At 66.1% G+C, this 21297-nt stretch carries 13 protein-coding genes and 1 pseudogene; 8 read left to right on the forward strand and 6 right to left on the reverse strand.

The genetic code is table 11. The annotated features are described in order from the left end of the window. Positions 1 to 5 precede the first annotated feature (5 nt). Complete coding sequence (gene hemH, locus AWB66_RS26390) at positions 6 to 1073, reverse strand: ferrochelatase (RefSeq protein WP_087633030.1); 1068 nt, start codon at positions 1071 to 1073, stop codon at positions 6 to 8. Positions 1074 to 1208: 135 nt separating this feature from the next. Further along, positions 1209 to 2225, reverse strand: coding sequence for a heat-inducible transcriptional repressor HrcA (gene hrcA, locus AWB66_RS26395; protein ID WP_062632727.1), 1017 nt, complete (start codon positions 2223 to 2225; stop codon positions 1209 to 1211). Between the two features lie 186 nt (positions 2226 to 2411). Here hrcA and AWB66_RS26400 point away from each other — a divergent pair, with 186 nt between their 5' ends. Both AWB66_RS26400 and recN read left to right on the forward strand, forming a co-directional pair. Beyond that, the gene (locus AWB66_RS26400; RefSeq protein ID WP_087633031.1) at positions 2412 to 3305 is read left to right on the forward strand and encodes an NAD kinase; all 894 of its coding nucleotides are present in this window, start codon (positions 2412 to 2414) and stop codon (positions 3303 to 3305) included. 21 nt (positions 3306 to 3326) lie between these two features. Beyond that, positions 3327 to 4982: a DNA repair protein RecN gene (gene recN / locus AWB66_RS26405; protein ID WP_087633032.1), complete on the forward strand. Its 1656-nt coding sequence runs from the start codon at positions 3327 to 3329 to the stop codon at positions 4980 to 4982. A 97-nt stretch (positions 4983 to 5079) separates the two neighbouring features. On the opposite strand, the gene AWB66_RS26410 is transcribed toward recN, so the two are convergent. Next, the gene (locus AWB66_RS26410; RefSeq protein ID WP_087633033.1) at positions 5080 to 5475 is read right to left on the reverse strand and encodes a carboxymuconolactone decarboxylase family protein; all 396 of its coding nucleotides are present in this window, start codon (positions 5473 to 5475) and stop codon (positions 5080 to 5082) included. Between the two features lie 84 nt (positions 5476 to 5559). On the opposite strand from AWB66_RS26410, the gene AWB66_RS26415 reads away from it, so the two are divergent. Then, complete coding sequence (locus tag AWB66_RS26415) at positions 5560 to 6474, forward strand: LysR family transcriptional regulator (RefSeq protein ID WP_087633034.1); 915 nt, start codon at positions 5560 to 5562, stop codon at positions 6472 to 6474. A 22-nt stretch (positions 6475 to 6496) separates the two neighbouring features. Here AWB66_RS26415 and glnE read toward each other — a convergent pair. Next, positions 6497 to 9319: pseudogene (gene glnE, locus AWB66_RS26420) on the reverse strand (bifunctional [glutamate--ammonia ligase]-adenylyl-L-tyrosine phosphorylase/[glutamate--ammonia-ligase] adenylyltransferase); the annotation flags it as partial. Between the two features lie 203 nt (positions 9320 to 9522). Here glnE and AWB66_RS26425 point away from each other — a divergent pair. From AWB66_RS26425 to aroG, 4 genes are all read left to right on the forward strand, one after another. Next, positions 9523 to 13725: a YhdP family phospholipid transporter gene (locus AWB66_RS26425; RefSeq protein ID WP_087633036.1), complete on the forward strand. Its 4203-nt coding sequence runs from the start codon at positions 9523 to 9525 to the stop codon at positions 13723 to 13725. A gap of 66 nt (positions 13726 to 13791) precedes the next feature. Next, on the forward strand, positions 13792 to 14625 hold the full coding sequence (locus AWB66_RS26430; protein ID WP_087633037.1) for a carbon-nitrogen hydrolase family protein: 834 nt from the start codon (positions 13792 to 13794) through the stop codon (positions 14623 to 14625). A gap of 133 nt (positions 14626 to 14758) precedes the next feature. Next, positions 14759 to 16225 carry a metalloprotease TldD gene (gene tldD / locus AWB66_RS26435; RefSeq protein WP_087633038.1) on the forward strand — a complete coding sequence of 489 codons (1467 nt, stop codon included), beginning with the start codon at positions 14759 to 14761 and terminating at the stop codon, positions 16223 to 16225. Between the two features lie 358 nt (positions 16226 to 16583). Next, complete coding sequence (aroG, locus tag AWB66_RS26440) at positions 16584 to 17657, forward strand: 3-deoxy-7-phosphoheptulonate synthase AroG (RefSeq protein WP_087633039.1); 1074 nt, start codon at positions 16584 to 16586, stop codon at positions 17655 to 17657. A 65-nt stretch (positions 17658 to 17722) separates the two neighbouring features. Here the strand turns inward: aroG and hmpA are convergent, their stop codons facing one another. Both hmpA and AWB66_RS26450 read right to left on the reverse strand, forming a co-directional pair. Continuing rightward, entirely contained in the window at positions 17723 to 18925 is a 1203-nt protein-coding gene (hmpA, locus tag AWB66_RS26445) for an NO-inducible flavohemoprotein (RefSeq protein ID WP_087633040.1), read from the reverse strand. A gap of 100 nt (positions 18926 to 19025) precedes the next feature. Then, positions 19026 to 19577, reverse strand: coding sequence for a cob(I)yrinic acid a,c-diamide adenosyltransferase (locus AWB66_RS26450; RefSeq protein ID WP_087633041.1), 552 nt, complete (start codon positions 19575 to 19577; stop codon positions 19026 to 19028). Between the two features lie 216 nt (positions 19578 to 19793). On the opposite strand from AWB66_RS26450, the gene AWB66_RS26455 reads away from it, so the two are divergent. Further along, positions 19794 to 21209 (forward strand): FAD-binding oxidoreductase, encoded by a 1416-nt coding sequence (locus tag AWB66_RS26455; protein ID WP_087633042.1) that lies wholly within the window; start codon positions 19794 to 19796, stop codon positions 21207 to 21209. Positions 21210 to 21297: the final 88 nt, after the last annotated feature.

Genomic DNA, 21297 nt, shown 5'->3' on the forward strand with positions numbered 1-21297 from the left:
TTCGGTCAGGCGACCGCGCTCAACGGCTGCACCGTCTGCACCGGCCAGCCCTGCAGATGTTGCGCGACGATCTCGCCGAGCGCCTTGATCCACGCCGGCGACGCGTTCAGGCACGGAATGCGGTGAAACGCCTTGCCGCCCGCTCGCAGGAATTCATCGCGCACCTCGATGCCGATTTCCTCGATCGTCTCCAGGCAATCGGCCGTGAAACCCGGGCAAAACACGTCCACGCGCTTCACGCCGCCCGCGCCCAGTTCGGCGAGTGTCGGCGCCGTGTACGGCTGCAGCCATTCCGCCCGGCCGAAGCGCGACTGGAACGTCACGCGGCATTCGACCGGCGTAAGCCCGAGCGCCGCCGCGAGCAGCGAGCCCGTCCGCTGGCACTGGTCGTGATAGGGATCGCCGAGATCCATTGTGCGCTTCGGGACGCCGTGAAAACTCAGCACGAGCTTGTCGCCGGCGGCGAAGTCGGGATGTCCGTGATGACGCCAGTAATCGCGCACTTGCTCGGCGAGCGCGCCGATATAGGCCGGATGGTCGGCGTACTGGCGGATCGTGCGGATTTCAGGCTGGTTGCGAACGCGTTTGAGCGCGTTGAAGGCGTCGTCGAAGGCGGTCGCGGTCGTCGAAGACGAATATTGCGGGTACATCGGCACGAGCAACACGCGCTCGGCGCCTTCCAGCTTGAGCTGATTGAGCATCGCGGGAATGCCCGGCGTGCCATAGCGCATCGCGTAATCGACGATCACCTGGTAGTCGTTCGCCGCGAACAGGCGCCGCAACTGCTCGACCTGCCGCTCCGTGTACACCCGCAGCGGGGAGCCCTCCGGCAGCCACACCTGCGCATACTTCTTCGCCGACGCGCGCGAACGGAACGGCAGGATCGCGAGCCGCAAAATCAGTTGCCACACGATTTGCGGAATCTCGACGACGCGCGGATCGGACAGGAACTGCGCGAGGTACTTGCGCACGGCGCGCGGCGTGGGCGCATCAGGCGTGCCGAGATTGATCAGCAGCACCGCGACCCGATGCGAGGCGGCGTGCTGCGAAGGCAACTCAAGATCGAAACGCATGAAGGAAGCGGCCGGATGAGCGACGTCGTGAAGTGAAGGCCATTATAGCGGCGCGGCTCGCGACGCAGCATCGGCCGAACGGCCTAGTGGCGGCCGGCGCGGCGGCGGGGCAAGATCAACGTGGGCAACGCGCCGTCACTGCTGGCTGAGCGACATGGAGAGCAACCGCGCGGTGATGTCGACGATCGGGATCACGCGGTTGTAGGCCATGCGCGTCGGCCCGATCACCCCGAGCGTGCCGACGATCTTGCCGTTCACTTCGTACGGCGCGGTCACCACGCTCATTTCCTCGATCGGCACGAGATTCGACTCGCCGCCGATAAAAATCTGCACGCCTTGCGCGTGGCTCGATACGTCGAGCAATTGCAGGAGACTTGTCTTTTGGTCGAATACATCGAAAAGTTTGCGCAGCCGCGCCATGTCGGACGAAAGGTCCGCCACTTCCAGCAGGTTGCGTTCGCCGGAAATCAGGAGCGTGTCGCCGGGATCGGTTTCATCCGTGCTGGCGGCCACCGCTGCGTGCATCAGCGTGGTCATGTCGCCGCGCAACTGGTCGATTTCCTCGCGAAGTCGGCGGCGTACTTCGTCGAAGGAGAGACCGGCGAAGTGCGCGTTGATGTAATTCGACGCCTCGGTCAGTTGCGACGGCGAATAATCGCGCTGTGTCGCCATGATGCGATTCTGGACGTCGCCTTCCGGCGTCACGATGATGAGCAGGATGCGCTTGTCCGACAGCCGCATGAACTCGATCTGCTTGAACATGTGGCTGCGCCGCGGGGTGAGAATCACGCCCGCGAACGACGAAAGATTCGAGAGCACGCTCGCCGCCGCCGCGACGATCTTCTGCGGCTCCTCGCCCTGCAGGCGCGTCTTGACGGCGGTGGTCATCGCCTCGTCTTCCGGCGCCTCGACCGTGAGCATGGTGTCGACGAAGACGCGATAGCCGCGCGGCGTCGGAATGCGCCCCGCCGAGGTATGCGGGCTTGCGACGAGCCCGAGCTCCTCGAGGTCCGACATGACGTTGCGGATCGTGGCCGGGCTGAGTTCAAGGCCGGAGTAGCGCGACAACGTGCGCGACCCCACCGGCTGACCTTCGGCGATGTAGCGCTCGATCAACGTCTTGAGGAGGGTTTGTGCACGTGGGTCTAGCATGGGGAAATTTTAGCTCAACGCGTCATCGTACGGCGAGCGCGCTGGCCCCTTCGCCGTGACGCACCCGAATTCAGGATGTGCTCCATTCTAGCCACAAACAATCCGGACGACGGACAAGCACGCGCGTGCTGAGAGCCGGGTTCGCCCACGGTTCTTTTCGACCTTCACCTATGGTGTAATGCCGGCATGGAAATTGGCCAATTCAAGACCGTCGCGCTCGTGGGGCGCACCAATACACCCGGCATCGAAGAGCCGCTGGCTTCGCTCGCCTCGTTGATCGCGAGTCAGGGCTTCGAAGTCGTGTTCGAGGCGCAGACGGCCAAGGAAGTCGGCGTGAGCGGCTATCCCGCGCTTTCGACGGCGGAAATCGGCGCGCGCGCGAATGTCGCCGTGGTGCTCGGCGGCGACGGCACGATGCTCGGTCTCGGCCGGCAACTCGCGCCGTACAAGACGCCGCTCATCGGCGTGAATCACGGGCGGCTCGGTTTCATCACCGACATTTCCCTCGCGCAGATGCGCGACCTCGTTCCGCAGATGCTCGCCGGCTGTTTCGAGCGCGAGGAGCGCACCTTGCTCGAAGCGCGCATCGTCCGCGACGGCAAGCCGATCTACCACGCGCTCGCGTTCAACGACGTCGTCGTCAACCGGAGCGGCTTTTCGGGCATGGCGGAGCTGCGCGTCTCCGTGGACGGCCATTTCATGTATGACCAGCGTTCCGACGGCCTGATCGTCGCAACGCCGACCGGCTCGACCGCCTACTCGCTTTCTGCCGCCGGACCGATCCTGCATCCCTCGTTGCAAGGCTTCCTGCTTGTGCCGATCGCGCCGCATTCGCTCTCCAACCGGCCGATCGTGCTGCCCGACGACTCGAAGGTCGATATCCAGATCATCGGCGGGCGCGACGTCAACGTGAACTTCGACATGCAGTCGTTCACCGCCGTCGAACTGAACGACACGATCGAAGTGCGCCGCTCGCGTCATACGGTGCCGGTGCTGCATCCGGTCGGCTACAGCTATTTCGCGACGCTGCGCAAGAAGCTGCACTGGAACGAGCATCCGTCGCAGGAAGACGCTTCTTAAACAGCATCCAAGCCTTCATCCATGCTCCGTCATCTCTCGATTCGCGACTTCGTGATCGTCGCCGCGCTCGACCTCGAATTCGACAGCGGTTTCACGGTTTTTTCGGGTGAAACCGGCGCCGGCAAATCCATTCTGATCGACGCGCTCGCGCTCACGCTCGGCGCGCGCGGCGACGCGAGCGTCGTGCGCACCGGCGAAGCGCGCGCCGACATCACCGCCGAATTCTCGACGCACGAGGGCGTGTCGCACTGGCTCGAGGAGCACGCGCTCGTGGCGGACGAGTCGGACACCGTGATGCTGCGCCGGGTGGTCGATTCGAACGGCCGCTCGCGTGCATTCATCAACGGTACGCCGGCAACGCTCACGCAGTTGCGCGAAGTCGGCGAGATGCTCGTCGACATTCATGGGCAGCACGCGCACCAGTTGCTGATGCGCCCCGACGCGCAACGCGAACTCTTCGATACCCACGCGGGCCTCACGGAGACCACCGCTTCCGTGACACGCGCGTATCGCGCGTGGCGCGAGGCCGCGCAGGCAGTCGACGCCGCGCTGAGCCGCGACCGCGAGTTGCAACTGGAGCGCGAACGGCTCGCGTGGCACTTAAGCGAATTCGACAAGCTCGCGCCGCAGCCCGGCGAATGGGAGGACGTGAGCGCGGAGCATCACCGGCTGTCGCATTCGGCGAGTCTCATCGACGGCGTGCAGGGCGCGCTCGACGCGCTATCCGAATCCGACGCGGCGATGATCACGCAACTCGCCGCGATCGTCTCGAAGCTGCGCGGTCTCGCCGACATCGATCCGGCGCTGTCGGACGTGCTCGCTTCGCTGGAACCGGCCGAGATCCAGTTGCAGGAAGCGTCGTATTCGCTCTCGCACTATGCGCAGCGGCTCGAACTCGACCCGGACCGGCTCGCGCAGGTCGAAAAGCGCATGGACCAGTTGCACTCGACCGCGCGCAAGTTCCGCCTGCAGCCGGAAACGCTGCCCGAGGAACACGAAGCGCGCCGCCAGCAACTGGCGCAGCTCGATGCCGCCGCCGACCTCGATGCGTTGCGCGCCACGGAGTCGAAAGCGAAGGACGCGTATCTCGCCGAGGCCAAGGTGCTGTCGAAGGCGCGCGCGAAGGCCGCGAAGGCGCTCGGCGCGGCGGTCACGGTCGGCATGCAGGAATTGTCGATGGCGGGCGGCCGCTTCGACGTCGCGCTCGTGCCGCTCGCCGAAGGCGGCGCGAACGGTCTCGAACAGATCGAATTCCGTGTCGCGGGCCATGCGGGCGTGGCGCTGCGGCCGCTCGCGAAGGTGGCGTCCGGCGGCGAACTGGCGCGCATCAGCCTCGCGCTCGCCGTGATCGCCAGCACCGCCAGTCCCACGCCGACGCTGATCTTCGACGAGGTCGATACCGGAATCGGCGGCGGTGTCGCGGAGGTCGTGGGACGGCTGCTGCATCAACTCGGGCGCGATCGTCAGGTGCTTTGCGTCACGCATTTGCCGCAGGTCGCGGCGCGCGGCGATCAGCACTTTCAGGTCGCGAAGGCAGGCGATTCGAACGGCGGGACCGTCAGCACGGTGACGGCGCTGGACAAGGCGAAGCGCGTCGAGGAAGTCGCGCGGATGCTCGGCGGGATCGAGATCACCGCGACGACGAGAAAGCATGCGAAGGAGATGCTGGCGGCCTGATGCGAGCGGGCGAGCGATGAACCCAGTGGATTCGCAGCCCCTCCCACCCCGATGCTCGGCACCCCATCGAAAAACCGGCGCAACGAGGTCGAACCCGCTACGTCGGTTCGCACGAAAGCGTGTCGTGCTTCGCAAACACTTCCTTCGCGGCGAAGAGCCCGTTGAGAGCCGCCGGAAAGCCCGCGTACACCGCCATCTGCATGATGACCTCGACGATTTCCTCACGCGACACGCCTACGTTCAGCGCGCCCGTAATATGAACCTTCAGTTGCGGCGCCGCGTTGCCGAGCGCGGTGAGCGCCGCCACGACGGCAAGCTCCCTCGCCTTCAGATCGAGACCCGGTCTCGAGTAGATATCGCCGAAGGGAAACTCGATCAATAACCGGGCAAAGTCCGGTGCGATATCGCTCAGGCTGGCAATGACCTGCTCGCCGGCATGTCCGTCGACTTCCTTGAGTTTCGCCCAGCCCCGTACATAACGCTCGTTGTCCATTTCAATTCCTCCTGTTGAATTGAAGGACAATTTACGGCGGCCCGACTAGCTCGGCCAATACCATTTTCGTGATACTTTTTAGGTATGAATACGTCCATCGACCTGCGGCAGTTCCGTTACTTTCTGGCGGTCAGCGAAGAACTGAATGTCGGCCGCGCCGCGCAGCGTCTGCACATGTCTCAACCGCCGCTGACCCGACAGATTCAGCAGTTGGAAGATTCGCTCGGCGTGGCGCTCTTTCGGCGAAGCAAGCGCGGCGTCTCGCTGACGGAAGCGGGACTCGCATTCCTGCCCGAAGCGAGACGAACGCTTGCTCAGGCGGAAAAGGCGGTCGCGGCGGCGCAGGCCGCGCGCCGTTCCCAGGGCGGACAGTTTTCCATCGGCTACACCACCGTATTCGACCGAAGTACGATTCCCGATGTCTCGGGCGCCCTGCAACTGGACTTTCCCGACTGGAAGATCGTCGTCAAAGGAAAGCATTCGATCCGTCTGGTGCAGGACCTCAGAAAAGGCGTCATGGATGCGGCCTTCATTGGGTTGCATACCGAGGCTCAAGGCTTGAACGTGGAGACGATCTTCGAGGAACCGCTGGTCATTGCCTTGCCCGCAGCACATCGACTCGCCAAGAAGCGCCGGCTCGACTTCGACGATCTGCGCGACGAGCCGCTGTTCTGGTTCGAGCGCCGCCTGAACCCGGGTTTCTATGATTACTGTCAGGCGTTCTTCAAGCGCGTCGGTTTCGAACCGACGACGATCGCCGAGCCAGCAGATCATCACATCCTGCTCGGGCTGATCGCGGAAGGACAGGGCATCGCGCTGGTCGCCGCGTCGCTGAAAAACGTGAGGCGCAAGGGCGTGACTTTCCGCGCCTTCACCGAGAAATCGCGCGGACTTTGTTCAGGCATCGCCGTCGCGTATTCGGAGCAGAACCGTTCGCCCGTCTTGCGCACGTTTCTGGAACTTGCCCGGCGTGGCGTCCGGCCCGTCGCAGCCGCCTGAGCACGCTGCGCCGCCAGGCGATCTAGGCCAGCCCCGCAAACACCCGCTCCCACCACGACACCACGGCGGCCCTCTTCCCCGCGACCGTCTCCGGGTCGATCCGCGCCTTCTCCATTCCGTCGAGCCTCAGCTTGTGCTGCAGCTTTCGATACGTCCGGTATGCCGCGCCAAGCGTCTCTGCCTCCTCGTCCGTCATCAATCCGCACTGCGCCGCGATCCGCAGGAGCGAAATATTGCCGGCGTTGCGCACGAACTCGCGATGCTCGCGCGAATGCAGCAGCACCCAGTACTGCACGATGAATTCGATATCGACCATTCCGCCGCGATCGTGCTTCAAATCGAACAAGGCCGTCCGGTTCGGATGCCCGGCAAAAACCCGCTCGCGCATCGCGACGATCTCGCGCGCCAGCGCCTGTGCCTCCCGCGGCATCACCAGCACTTCGGCGCGGATCGCCTCGAACTGCTCGCCGATCGCGGCATCGCCCGCGCAATAGCGCGCCCGCGACAGCGCCTGATGCTCCCAGACCCACGCCGTGTTGGCCGCGTCGCCTTCGCGGATCTGATAGGCGCGAAACGACTGCAGGCTCGTGACGAGCAACCCCGATTCGCCGTTCGGCCGCAGCCGCAAGTCGACGTCGAAGAGCGTGCCGGCGCCGGTCGCCGTCGTGAGCCACGTGATGAGGCGGCGCGCGAACATCGCGTAGACGTCGGAGGCGGCGTCGTCCGGGTCGTCGTAGAGAAAGATCAGGTCGAGGTCGGACGCATAGCCCAGTTCCTTGCCGCCCAGCTTCCCGTACGCGATCACCGCGAACTTCGGCACCTCGCGATGCCGCTTCGGAAACTGCTTCCAGACCGTTTCGACCGTCACGTCGAGCACCGCGTCGGCGAGTTCGGAGAGCCGGTCGCTCACGTGCTCGACGGTGAGCTTGCCCGCCAGATCGATCAGCAGGATGCGGAACACCTCGGCCTGATGCGCGTGGCGCAGCAGATCCATCTGCTGCTCGGCGCCGTCGGCGGCGGCGAGGCTCGCGCGCAGCGACCGCTTGAACTCGGGCCAGTCGAACGGGCTCGCGATGGCTTCGTCGTCGAGCAGTTCGTCGAGCAGTTGCGGATGGCGGATCAGATAGCCCGACGCCCAGCGCGATCCGCCGAGCACCGACAGCACGCGGTCGAGTGCCGCCGGATATTCGGTCAGAAGCGCGAGATAGGCGCCGCGTTTGGCTGTCGCTTCGAGCAGATCGAAGAGACGCATGACGGTGTCGCCGCGCCGCTCGGGCGGCTCGATCGACTGCGCCGCGGCGAGCGTGCGCTGCGCGACGATGTCGAAACGCTCGCGGCTCTTCGCGGGCAAGCCCGCATAACGCCCCGACTTCCAGACGTTGGTGAGCCGCTCGAGCAGCCCGGCCGGACTGGTGAAGCCGAGTTCCGCGAGACTCGCGACCAGTTCTTCGCTCGCGCTTTCGTCGCCGAGCGCGCTGCTCCAGACCCACGACGCCGCCGAATCCTCCGGCACGCCGCAGCCGCCCTGACCGCTCACCTTGTCGGCGAAAATCTCGTCGAACTGCTCTTCGACGACCTCCCGGTGCGCATCGAGCGTCGCCATCAGCGCGGCATAGTCGGCAAAACCGAGCGATTCGGCGAGGCGCGCGCGTTCTTCGGGCGCGACGGGCATCGCGTGCGTCTGCGCGTCGTTGCGATACTGCAGCCGGTGCTCGACCGTGCGCAGAAACAGATACGCGTCGCTCAGCGCCTTGCAGACCTGGGTCGCAATCAGCCCGTGCGCAGCGGCCCGCGCGAGCACGGCAAGCGTCGGACGAATGCGGAATTCCGCCGCCTGACCGCCGCGGATCAACTGGAATACTTGCGCGCTGAACTCGATCTCGCGGATACCGCCGCGCCCGAGCTTGATGTCGTCGGCCTTGTCAGGGCGCATCGATGCGCGGCGCTGCGCTTCCTGGCGAATCTGCGCATGCAGCGAGCGGATCGCGGCGATCACGCCGTAGTCGAGATAGCGACGATAGACAAACGGCGTGACGATCGCCTCCAGCTGCTTCGCGAGCCGCTTCGCCGAATCGCTCTCGTCTTCCGACACGAGCCGTCCCTTGATCCACGCATAGCGCTCCCACTCGCGGCCCTGCACGTAGAAATACTCTTCGAGCATGCCGAGGCTGCACACGAGCGGGCCGGAATCGCCGTTCGGCCGCAGCCGCATGTCGACGCGAAACACGTAGCCGTCCTGCGTGAGTTCGGCCAGCGCGCCGATCAGCCGGCGGCCGAGCCGTGTGAAGAATTCCTGCGTGGTGAGCGGCGCGCGCTGGCCGCCGGCCGTCTCGCCGTCTTCCTCGTACACGAAGATCAGGTCGATATCCGACGACGCGTTCAGCTCTCGCCCGCCGAGCTTGCCCATCCCGACGACGCCGAGCGTCAGCCGTTCGCCGTCCGGTCCGCGCGGCTCGCCGAAGAGCGCTTCCAGGTCCGCCGAGAGCACCGCGAGCGCGCGCTGGATCGTGAGTTCCGCGAGGTCGGTCATGGCGCCGGTCACTTCGGCGACGTCGGCGTGGCCCGCGAGATCGCGCTCCATCACCGTGCAGAAGACTTCGGTGCGCAGGCGCCGCAGCGCGGTCTTGAGCGCGGCTTCGTCGAGCGTGCCGTCAGCGGCGCAGCTCGCGCACAGCGCGTTCAGGCGCGCTTCGATCCAGGCGCGCGTGACGCGTGACGACGCCCACTCGGCCACCTGCGCGAAGAGTTCGGGGCGCGCCGCGTACGCACGCGACGCATAGCTGGAATAAGCGGAACTGCGAAGTGCTGCGGGAGTCATCTGAAGTCGGGCTCGCTCGTTGCTTGGGTGTTCGTTGCTCGATTGGGTCGAGGAGGGCCGAAACGGCGCCGGGCACCTCCGGCGCGCTCACTCGCAAATCGCCCGAAAGCAGACCGGGCATGGCTTTGCGGCAGGCATCCGAACGCGCGCACACGGCCGGAAGTGCGGCACCCTGTGTTACATTCCATCGTCAAACACGCAAAACTACCATATCGCAGAAACGCCGCAGCATGTCCGACAGCAAGGAATCCGTAGACCCTCTCGAAGTTGGACAAGCGAAGCCCAGCGGCACTGCCGAGCGCGGGCGTTCACGCGTCCTGAAGATCATCCTGGTGCTCGGCGTCGCGATCTATTTCGTGATCGCGGGACTCTATCTCGGCCTGCGTTACGCCGTCCTGCCGCAGATCGACGCGTTCCGGCCGCGGATCGAACAGCTCGTCTCCTCCAAGATTCACGCGCAACTGCGCATCGGCCGGCTCACGTCGCACTGGTCCGGACTGCAGCCGGTCATCGAACTCGACAACCTGCGCATCGACGCCCCCGACGGTTCGCCCGGCCTCGCCGTGCCGCACGCGAGCGCGAGCCTCTCGTGGGCGTCGGTGTTCAAGCTCGCGCCGGCGCTCTCGAACCTCACCGTCGACGGTCCCGACGTGATCGTCTCGCGCGCGACGGACGGCACGATCCGCGTCGCGGGCGTGCCGATTCCGGCACGGCGCACGAACGAAAGCGCGTTCACGACGTGGCTGCTCAAGCAAGAGCACATCGTCCTGCGCGACGGCACGCTGCGCTGGCGCGATGCGCAGCGCACGGCGCCCGAGATCGCGCTCAAGCGCATCAAGCTCGTCGTGCTCAACGAGGGCATCCGTCACCGGCTCGCGCTCGACGCGCCCGCTGACGGCGACGTGCTGCACGGCCCGCTCGATTTTCGCGCCGACTTCCGCCACCAGCCGTTCGCGGCGATCGGCGCGCCCGCGCACTGGACGGGCCGCGCGTATGTCTCGACCGGCCCCGTCGATCTGCCGACGCTCGCGCGCTACGTGAAGATGCCGTTCGAGATATACAGCGGCCAGTTCGACAACCGCATCTGGCTCAACTTCGCAGGCGGCAAGCTGCAGACGGCGAGCGGCGACGCGTCGGGCGGCCAGATCGCGCTGCGCGTGCGGCCGACGCAGCCGCGCCTCGACCTGCCCGTCGCAAAGTTCGGCTGGACGATCGAGCAGAACGACAACGAGTACACGCTGCGTCTGTCCGACCTGCGCGCGGAGTTCGGCCAGCCGCCGCTCGACGACGGCACGCAGCTCACGCGCCTCCTCGCGTTCCGCACGCTGACGGGCACGTATCGCGCGGCGTCGGCGAATCGCGGGCAGGTCTTCGGCGTGTCGGGCGACCGCGTCGACGTGGGCATCCTCGCCGAGTTCGCGCGCGCCCTGCCGCTGCCGCGCAAGGTGCTGACCGAGCTCCTGCTGTTCAATCCGCGCGGGCTCGTCGCGAATTACACGCTGCGCACGGAACGCGCGGCGCCGAAAAGCGACGAAGAAGCCGAGGAGCAGCGCGCGAAGGGCGAGGCCACGCCGCTCAAGAGCTACACGGTCAAGGCCGACCTGCAAGGCATCAGCGTGCAGGCGCAGGAGCCGCCGCCCGGCCTCACCGTGAACAATCACCCGCGCGCGGGAATTCCCGGCATCGAGAACCTGTGGGGCAAGATCGACGCGGACCAGTCGCAAGGCTCGATCACGATCGACACGAAGATCGCGGCGCTCACCATCCCCGGCGCCTTCGACGACCCGCGCCTCACCTTCGATTCGCTTAACGGCCGCGCGTCCTGGACCATCGCCGACGCGCCCGCGCCCGGCGAACCGCGCAAGGCTTTCACGATGCGCGTCGAGACGCTGCACGTGAAGAACGCCGACGCCGAGGGCGAGGCCACCGCTTATTACTGGAACCAGGGCCACGGGCGCGGCTCGCTCGATCTCAAGGCGAAGGTCGCGCGCCTGAAGGTGACGAGCCTCGTGCGCTATCTGCCGACGAGCCTCTCCGAACGCGTGCGCATCTATCTCGGGCACGCGTTGCAGGCGGGCATCTCGCGCGGTGGCACGATCGAAGTGCACGGCGACCTCACCCGCTTCCCCTACGCGAAATTTCCGAACGACGGCATCTTCCGCATCGAGGCGCCGTTCACGGGCGGCAAGTTCGACCCGACGCCCTTCCCGCCGCGCAAGATGAGAAACGGCCTGCCGAACATCTGGCCGGGCTTCGAGGGCATCGACGGCAAGTTCCAGCTCGCGCAGAACAAGCTGCGTTTCGACATCGACCGCGCGCACTATCGCCGCGTCGCGATCACGAAGACGAGCGGGCGCATCGAGGACACGGGCAATCGCGAGTCGCTGTTGCTGATCGACGGCAACGCGCGCGGCCCGCTCGCCGACATGCTCCAGTACGTCGACGACAGCTCGCTCGGCCTGATGGCGAAGCACGCGACGCGCAAGATCCGCGCGAGCGGCGACGCGACGCTCGCGCTCAAGCTCGGCATTCCGCGCATCCGGCTGCCTAAACCGCACGTCGACTACGAAGGCTCGCTCACCTTCGCCGACAACGAAGTCGCGTATGACACCCTGCCGCCGCTCTCGCACGTGCGCGGCCGTGCGCGCTTCGCCGAAAAAACCGTCGTGCTCGACAACCTCAGCGGGCGCTTTCTCGGCGGCGAAGTGCGCGGCACCGGCGGCGTCAAGCCGGACGGCAGCTATGCACTCGATGTGAACGGGCGCATCGGCACGGATGCCGCGCAGGGACTCAACATGCGCATCAGTCCGCAAGTCGCGCAGGTGCTCAGGCACGTGAGCGGCACGGCGCCCTACCGGATGCAGGTGCGCGGCATGAAGAGCGCGCTGCCGCGCATCGAGGCGAGTTCCGACCTGACCGGGCTCGGGCTCGACTTCCCCGCGCCGTTCGCGAAGCCGCAGGGCACGCCGATGCCGTTCGCCCTGAGCTTCGCGCCCGCCGCGGGCGAAGCCGGCCGTCACGACGCGAGTCTCACGCTCGGGCCGGTGAAGGCGCACTACCTCGTGCAGCAGGCCGGGAAGACGCAGTTCAACGTCGTGCGCGGCGCGATCGGCGTGAACAAGCCGGCCGATCTGCCGTCGCAGGGCGTCGCGGCCAACATCGAACTCGACGAACTCGACGCCGACGCCTGGCGCCGGCTCTTCGCGGAACTGAGCCCGCCGCCGGCGCCAGGCACGGCGCGGGCGCCGGCGCCCAAGCCGCCGATGAGTGAGAACGTCAGGCAGTTCATCCCGACGCGCGTCGCGCTGCATCTCACGACGCTCAAGCTGCTCAACCGCCGCTGGGAAAACGTGGTAATCGGCGCGAGCGAGTCCGAGCGCAAATGGCAGGCAAATATCGCGTCGAATCAGGTGTCGGGCTATGTTTCGTGGACGCCCGGCGCGACCCGCGACAGTCCCGGCGCGTTGCAGGCGCGCTTCGCGCAGGTCGTGATTCCGGAGAAGGCGGAGAACGAGCTCGTCGGACCGATGATCCGCCGCCCGCCGCGCAACATGCCGACGATCGACCTGATCGTGAACGAAGTGGTCATGCGCGGCCGCACGCTCGGGCGGCTCGAAGTCGACGCGAGCAATGGCGTCGAGAACGGCCTGCCGGTGTGGCGGCTCGACAAGTTCGAGTTCGCCAATCCCGACGCGACGCTCAGCGCGACGGCGAACTGGCGCGCCTTGTCCGCCACGGACGACGACGCCGACGACAATGCCCCGCGCCGCACCGCGCTCGATTTCAAGCTGGACGTGAAGGACGCGGGCGCGCTGCTCGATCGCTTCGGCCTGCCGCGCACGGTCAACGCGGGCAAGGGCTCGATGTCGGGCAAAGCCGCCTGGATCGGCAGCCCGACAGTGCCCGATCTGCCGTCGCTCAACGGCGAACTCGCCGTCGACCTGCGCCACGGCCAGATCCTCAAGGTGAACGCGGGCGCGGCGAAACTGCTCGGCGTCCTCAGCTTGCAGAGCCTCGCGCATCTGTTGACGCTCAATTTCCAGGATGTCGTGGGCCGTGGGCTGCCATTCGAGAAGATCACCGGCACGGCGAAGATCGAGGACGGCATCGGACGCACCGACGACTTCACGATGGTGACGTCCCCCGCGCGCGTCGAGCTGAAAGGGCTCGTCAATCTGCCGACGCAGTCGCAGGACCTGCACGCGCGCGTGATCCCGACGGTGAGCGCGGGCGCGGTCGCGCTCGGGGCGGCCGTCATCAATCCGCTCCTCGGCCTCGGCACGCTGGCGGCGGACCTCGTGCTGTCGAAGTCGATCGGAAAGGCGTTCGCCCGCGACTACGCGATCACCGGAACGTGGTCGAAACCGGTCATCCAACGGGTGAAGGGCGATCAGGGTAAGATCGAAACTCCTGCCGCCGCCGTCACCGACTGAGGCCGACAGCGTCGCGTTTTGTCCCCGAGAGAGCCCTGCCGACGCAACCGGACACCGCAAGCAGACATGAGCGAAAGATCAAGCGAAAACCCCGCCGGGCCGTTCCGGGTCGCGGCGCTGCAGATGGTCAGCACGCCGGATCGCGAGCGCAATCTCGCCGAAGCGGGCCAGCTGATTGCCGAAGCGGCGCGCGACGGCGCGCGGATGGTGCTCCTGCCCGAATATTTCTGCTTCATGGGCTTCAAGGACACGGACAAACTCGCCCTCCGCGAGACGCCCGGCGCCGGCCCGATCCAGCAATTTCTCGCCGACACCGCGCGCGAACATCGCGTCTGGGTGATCGGCGGGACGCTGCCGCTCGAATCGCCGGAGCCCTCGCGCGTGCTGAACACGACGCTCGTCTTCGACCCTGCGGGCAATCAGGCCGCGCGCTACGACAAGATTCATCTGTTCAATTTCGAAAAGGGCGAAGAGTCCTTCGACGAAGCCCGCACGATCTGTCCCGGCGGCGAAGTCCGCACCTTCGACGCGCCGTTCGGACGCGTCGGGTTGTCCGTGTGCTACGACCTGCGCTTTCCCGAGCTGTATCGCAAGATGGGCGACTGCGCGATGATCGTCGTTCCTTCCGCGTTTACTTACACCACCGGCCGCGCGCACTGGGAAACGCTGCTCAAGGCGCGCGCCATCGAAAACCAGTGCTACGTGCTCGCCGCGGCCCAGGGCGGCAAGCACGAGAACGGCCGCCGCACGTTCGGCCACAGCATCCTGATCGACCCGTGGGGGGAAACGGTCGCCGTGCGCGAGGAAGGCGCGGGCGTCGTCGCGGGCGACATCGATCCGGCTCGCATCGCGGCCGTGCGGCAGAGCCTGCCGGCGTGGCGCCATCGCGTGCTAGGCTGACGCTGTCGACGAACCCTCAGACCAGAAGACCCACGCTCCGGGCTTGAAAGCGCACTTTTTCCCCCGCAGATAGCTCCCCAGACACCGACGCTAGAATATTCATACCCGTCACCGATACAGCCACAGGCACCGCATGAACATCATCGAACCCGGCATCCGCAATCTCGTCACCGCGAAGGACGTTCTGCTCACGCCCTATGGGCTCGACGAGGCGCTCATCACGCGCACGCTCGCCGAGATCTTCACGCACAAGGTCGACTACGCGGACCTCTATTTCCAGGCGACCCGCAGCGAGGCATGGAGTCTCGAAGAAGGCATCGTCAAATCGGGCAGCTTCAGCATCGACCAGGGCGTCGGCGTGCGCGCCGTGTCGGGCGACCGCACGGCCTTCGCCTATTCCGACGACCTCTCGCCCGACGCGATCCGCCAGGCGGCCCACGCCACCCGCGCGATCGCGAAGGCAGGCGGCGGCAAGCACAAGATCAGGTCGGCGAGTTCGCTGACGGGCGTCTCCGGCCGCGACCTCTACCTGCCCGCCGACCCGCTCCATTCGCTCGACGCCGCCGCGAAAGTGAAGTTGCTCGAGCGCGTCGAACAGATGGCGCGCGGCCGCGATCCGCGCATCACGCAAGTGATGGCGGGCCTTGCCGGCGAATACGACGTCGTGCTGGTCGCGCGCAGCGACGGCGCGCTCGCCGCCGACGTCCGTCCGCTCGTGCGCGTGTCCGTCACGGTGATCGCCGAGCAGGACGGGCGCCGCGAAATCGGCAGCGGCGGCGGCGGCGGACGCTTCGACTACGGCTATTTCACCGACGCGGTCCTGTCGAAATATGTCGACGACGCCGTGCATGCCGCGCTCGTCAACCTCGAAGCGCGCCCCGCTCCGGCCGGCGCGATGACCGTCGTGCTCGGGCCGGGCTGGCCGGGCGTGCTCCTGCACGAGGCGATCGGCCACGGGCTGGAAGGCGACTTCAACCGCAAGGGATCGTCGGCGTTCGCGGGACGCATCGGCGAGCAGGTGGCGGCGAAGGGCGTGACGGTCGTCGACGACGGCACGCTGCCGAATCGGCGCGGCTCGCTCAATATCGACGACGAAGGCAACCCGACGCAGTGCACGACGCTGATCGAGGACGGCATCCTCAAGGGCTACCTCCAGGATTCGCTGAACGCGCGCCTGATGAAGATGCCGGTGACGGGCAACGCGCGGCGCGAATCGTACGCCGCGCTGCCGATGCCGCGCATGACCAACACTTACATGCTCAACGGCGACAAGGACCCGGGCGAAATCCTCGCGTCGGTGAAGAACGGCCTCTACGCGGTGAACTTCGGCGGCGGTCAGGTTGACATCACCAACGGCAAGTTCGTGTTCTCGGCCTCCGAGGCGTACATGATCGAAAACGGCAAGATCAGCTACCCGGTCAAGGGCGCGACGCTGATCGGCAGCGGCCCGGAAGCACTCAAATACGTGACGATGATCGGCAACGACATGTCGCTCGATTCGGGCGTCGGCGTGTGCGGCAAGGAAGGCCAGAGCGTGCCGGTGGGCGTCGGCCAGCCGACGCTGCGCATTGAAAAGATGACGGTGGGTGGCACGGTCTGACGCGCGTGGATCATGCGGTTTTGCCGCATGATCCACTCTCGCTTCGTGCGGTTTTGCCCGCGCGCGTGCGGATTCTCCGCGTTTTGAAGCTCGATGGCTTGCCAGTCGAGCATTCCAGAGGTTATAAAGGCACTCACCTGTTTTTCACGACACTCATCCGAACCGCCATGTCCGCCAAGTTTTATTTTTATTTCTTTTGGCATCTCAAGCCGCTGGCGGATCGAGAGGGGTGAGTCGTAGGTACGCAAAACCCGAAATTCCCGAAAAACCGCCAGCCGAGTCTGGCGGTTTTTTTTCGCCCCGGTCCGGCAAAAACACCCAAGAAATCGACGCTACCGAGCGTTCCTGGAGAACCGTAATGCCCCCGCATAACACCGACGACGTCCGTATCCGCGAATTGAAAGAACTGACCCCGCCCGCGCACCTGATCCGCGAATTCGCTCTCGCCGAGCCCGTATCGGAGCTGATCTACACCGCCCGTCAGTCGATGCACCGCATCCTGCACGGCATGGACGACCGCCTGATCGTCATTATCGGGCCGTGCTCGATCCACGATCCGAAGGCGGCGCTCGAATATGCGGGCCGATTGATCGGAGAGCGCAAGCGCTTCGCCGGCGAACTCGAAATCGTGATGCGCGTGTACTTCGAAAAGCCGCGGACGACGGTCGGTTGGAAAGGTTTGATCAACGACCCGCATCTCGACAACAGCTTCAAGATCAACGACGGCCTGCGCGCCGCGCGCGAACTGCTTTTGAACATCAACGAGATGGGTCTGCCCGCGGGCACCGAATATCTCGACATGATCAGCCCGCAGTACATCGCCGACCTGATCTCGTGGGGCGCGATCGGCGCGCGCACGACGGAATCGCAAGTGCATCGCGAGCTGGCTTCGGGGCTGTCGTGCCCGGTCGGCTTCAAGAACGGCACGGACGGCAACGTGAAGATCGCGGTCGACGCCATCAAGGCCGCGTCGCAGCCGCACCATTTCCTCTCGGTGACGAAGGGCGGCCATTCGGCGATCGTCTCGACGGCCGGCAACGAGGACTGCCACATCATCCTGCGCGGCGGCAAGACGCCGAACTACGACGCGGCGAGCGTCGATGCCGCCTGCAGCGACATCGGGAAGGCCGGACTGGCGGCACGCCTGATGATCGACGCAAGCCACGCAAACAGCTCGAAGAAGCACGAGAACCAGATTCCGGTGTGCGCGGACATCGGACGGCAGATGGCGGCGGGCGACGAGCGGATCGTCGGCGTGATGGTGGAATCGCACCTCGTCGCGGGGCGGCAGGATCTGAAGGAAGGCTGCGAGCTGACCTACGGCCAGAGCATCACCGATGCATGCATCGGCTGGGAGGAAAGCGTGAAAGTGCTCGAAGGTCTGGCGCAGAGCGTGAAAGAGCGGCGCGTCGTGCGCGGCGGAGGGAACTGAGCGCGTCGGCGCTCGCAATGCAAAAGGGCTGCGGATTTCGCAGCCCTTTTGTCATTTGAGGCGCGTCAGTCGAGCATGCCCGAGCCGAAGATCTCGGTATGAATGCGCTCGGCGCGAATGCCCGCCGCGTGCAGCGCCGCGACTTGCTCGCGCATGAATGCGAGCGGGCCGCAGACGTAATAGTCGGCGTCGGGCAGGAGCGCGAGGCTCACGAACTTCGCCCACGCCATGCGCCCGTCGAAATCGAAATCGACGCCTTGACGGTCGGCCGCGCGCGGCGACTCGTAGAACACCGTCCGCGAGACGTTCGGATGCCGCGCGACGATCTCGTTCAGCCAGTGTCTGAAGGCGTGGACGCCGCCGTTCCTGCACGCATGCACGAACGCCACCTGCCGCGCGCTGCCCTCGCCGGTGAGCGACGCCAGCATCGACACCATCGGCGTGATGCCGACACCGGCGCTCATCAGCACGACGGGCGTCGTCTTCGAGCGATCCAGCGAGAATTCGCCCATCGGCGCGCTCACCTCGACGACCGAGCCGGCGACGACATCGTCGTGCAGGCCGTTCGAGACGTATCCAGCGGGCCGTTCGACTGGCCGCTCGCGCTTCACCGAAATGCGCAGCCACTGGCCGTTCGGGGCGTCGGAGAGCGAATACTGGCGCGGCTGATCGACACCGACCGCCTGCACGAAGCGCTTCACGCTCACGTACTGGCCGGGCGCGAAATCGCAGACCTTGCCGCCGTCGGACGGCTTCAGGTAGAACGACGTGATTTCGTCGCTCTCCATCTCCTTGCGCACGACGACGAACGGCCGGAAGCCGCTCCACGGCGCGCCGTCATAAAGCTTTTGCTCCGCGCCGATCAGGATGCCGGCAAGCTGGCCGTAGGCGGCGGCCCAGGCGTCGAGCGTCGGCTGGTCGGCGGCGTCGCCGAGCACTTCGGAAATAGCCGCGAGCAAATTTTCGCCGACGATCGGGTAATGCTCCGCGCGGATGTTCAGGCTCGCGTGCTTGTGCGCGATATGCGCGACGGCGCCGCCGAGCGCGCCGAGATTGTCGATGTTGGCCGCGTAAGCGTAGACCGCGCGCGCGAGCGCTTCAGGCTGGCTGCCGCTTTGCTGGTGCGCCTGATTGAAGACGTTCTTCAGCTCGGGATGATTGGCGAACATCCGCTTGTAGAAGTGCTTCGTGATGGTCGTGCCGTATTCGGCGAGAACCGGAGCCGTGGCCTTGACGCGGGCGATCTGGTCGGCGGTCAGCGTGGTCATTCGTGCGATCTCCTTAAAAGGTGCGCCGATGCTACATCTTTTAATCGGACTCCGATTGCGCGATCTTGTCGCAGCTGCACGCCGCCGGCTGGCTCGTTCCCTACTTGCGCCGCGCGTGCTCCCACAGCACATCGGTGCCGCCATCCACGCGATTCATCACGCGCGCGAAGACGAACAGCAGGTCCGACAGCCGGTTCACGTACTGCCGCGGCGCGTCGTTCACCGTCTCGACGCGCCCGAGCGCCACGATCGAGCGCTCCGCCCGCCGGCATACCGTGCGCGCGACATGCAGGAGCGCCGCCGCGCGCGACCCGCCCGGCAGGATGAATTCCTTGAGCGGCGGCAGCGTCCCGTTGTAGTCAGCGAGCCATTCGTCGAGCCGCGCGAGATGCGTTTCCTCGATCATCGAATGCCCCGGAATGCACAACTCGCCGCCGAGATCGAAGAGATCGTGCTGGATATCGACGAGCGCCGCGCGCACGTTGCCCGGCAACGGCTCGCACAGCAATACGCCGACCTGCGAATTCAGTTCGTCGACGTCGCCGATCGCCGCGATCCGCGCGTCGTCCTTCTGCACGCGGCGGCCGTCGCCGAGACCGGTCGTGCCGTCGTCGCCGGTGCGCGTCGCTATCTTGCTCAGGCGGTGGCCCATGACTCATCTCCGATCGTCCGTGAATGCGCGGTCCATTATAGGTGCCGCGAGAGGGCCGGCGGGCGAGGGTCTATCGGCGTAAAATGTAGGGAAAATATCTTTTAGGCGCCCGCCAGGCGTTTGTTGAACGTGCGCCGGCGCCGTACTCGAATAAAAAGCCATCGCCTAATAACAGGGCCGCCACGCCACGCGCGGCCGCCGTCCGGAGACAACAACGTGAATCACCCCGTACCGCCGCTGGCCGTCCGTCGCCCGTTTCCCGCCGCGCTCTTCGATGCGCTCAAGTCCCGCTTCGGCGAGCGCGCAACCAGCGCCCACGCCGTGCTCGAACATCATGGCCGCGACGAATCGCCGTTCGACCCGCAATTGCCCGATGCCGTCGTCTACGCGCGCAGCACCGAAGAAGTGCAGTCGATCGTGACGCTCTGCGGCCAATACGACGTGCCGATCATTCCGTACGGCAACGGCTCGTCGCTCGAAGGGCATCTGCTCGCGGTACAGGGCGGCGTGTCGATCGACCTGTCCGAGATGAACCAGGTTCTTGCGATCAACGCCGAGGACCTGACCGTCACCGTGCAGCCGGGCATCTCGCGCAAGCAGCTGAACGAAGCGCTGCGCGACACCGGCCTCTTCTTTCCGATCGACCCGGGCGCGGACGCGAGCATCGGCGGCATGGCCGCGACGCGCGCCTCGGGCACCAACGCCGTGCGCTACGGCACGATGCGCGAGAACGTGCTCGCGCTGACCGTCGTGCTCGCGGACGGCCGCGTCATCAAGACCGGCACGCGGGCGCGCAAGTCGTCGGCGGGATACGACCTCACGCGTCTTTTCGTCGGCTCGGAAGGCACGCTCGGCGTGATCACCGAAATCACCGTGCGCCTCTATCCGCAGCCGGAAGCGGTGTCGGCGGCCGTGTGCGCGTTTCCGTCGATGGGCGATGCGGTGCGCGCCGTCATCGAAACCATTCAGATGGGCGTGCCCGTCGCGCGCGTCGAGTTCCTCGATTCGCTCGCCGTGCGCGCGATCAACCGTCATTCGAACCTCACCTTCCGCGAATCGCCGATGCTGTTCTTCGAATTCCACGGCTCGGAAGCGGGCGTCGCGGAGCAGGCGGGCATCGTGCAGGAAATCGTCGCGCAGAATTCGGGCGCGGACTTCGACTGGGCGACGCGTCCCGAAGACCGCAGCCGTCTCTGGAACGCGCGCCACAACGCCTACTTCGCGATGCTGCAACTGAAGCCCGGCTGCCGCGCGGTGACGACCGACGTCTGCGTGCCGATTTCGCGGCTCGCCGAATGCGTGGTCGAGACGGAGCAGGACCTGAAGGCGTCGTCGCTGCCCTGCCCGATCGTCGGGCACGTGGGCGACGGCAATTTCCACGTCGCGATGCTGCTCGATCCCGCGAAGCCGGAAGAGATCGAGGAAGCCGAGGCGATCAATCACCGCATCGTGCAGCGCGCGCTGCGCATGGGCGGAACCTGCACGGGCGAGCACGGCGTCGGGCTGCACAAGATCGGCTTTCTCGTCGAGGAGCACGGCGAGGACGCCATCGGCGTGATGCGCTCAATCAAGCAGTCGCTCGATCCGAAAAACCTGATGAATCCCGGCAAGATCTTTTCCTTCGCGGCATAGGGGCGTGGCCTGGAGTCGCGCAAGCGCCGCGACGCGCATGACGGGCCGGCGAGCGGCATCACCGGCACCGGCCCGATTCGAAATCAAG

The organism is Caballeronia telluris, assembly GCF_001544495.1.
GTDB classification, from domain to species: domain Bacteria; phylum Pseudomonadota; class Gammaproteobacteria; order Burkholderiales; family Burkholderiaceae; genus Caballeronia; species Caballeronia telluris.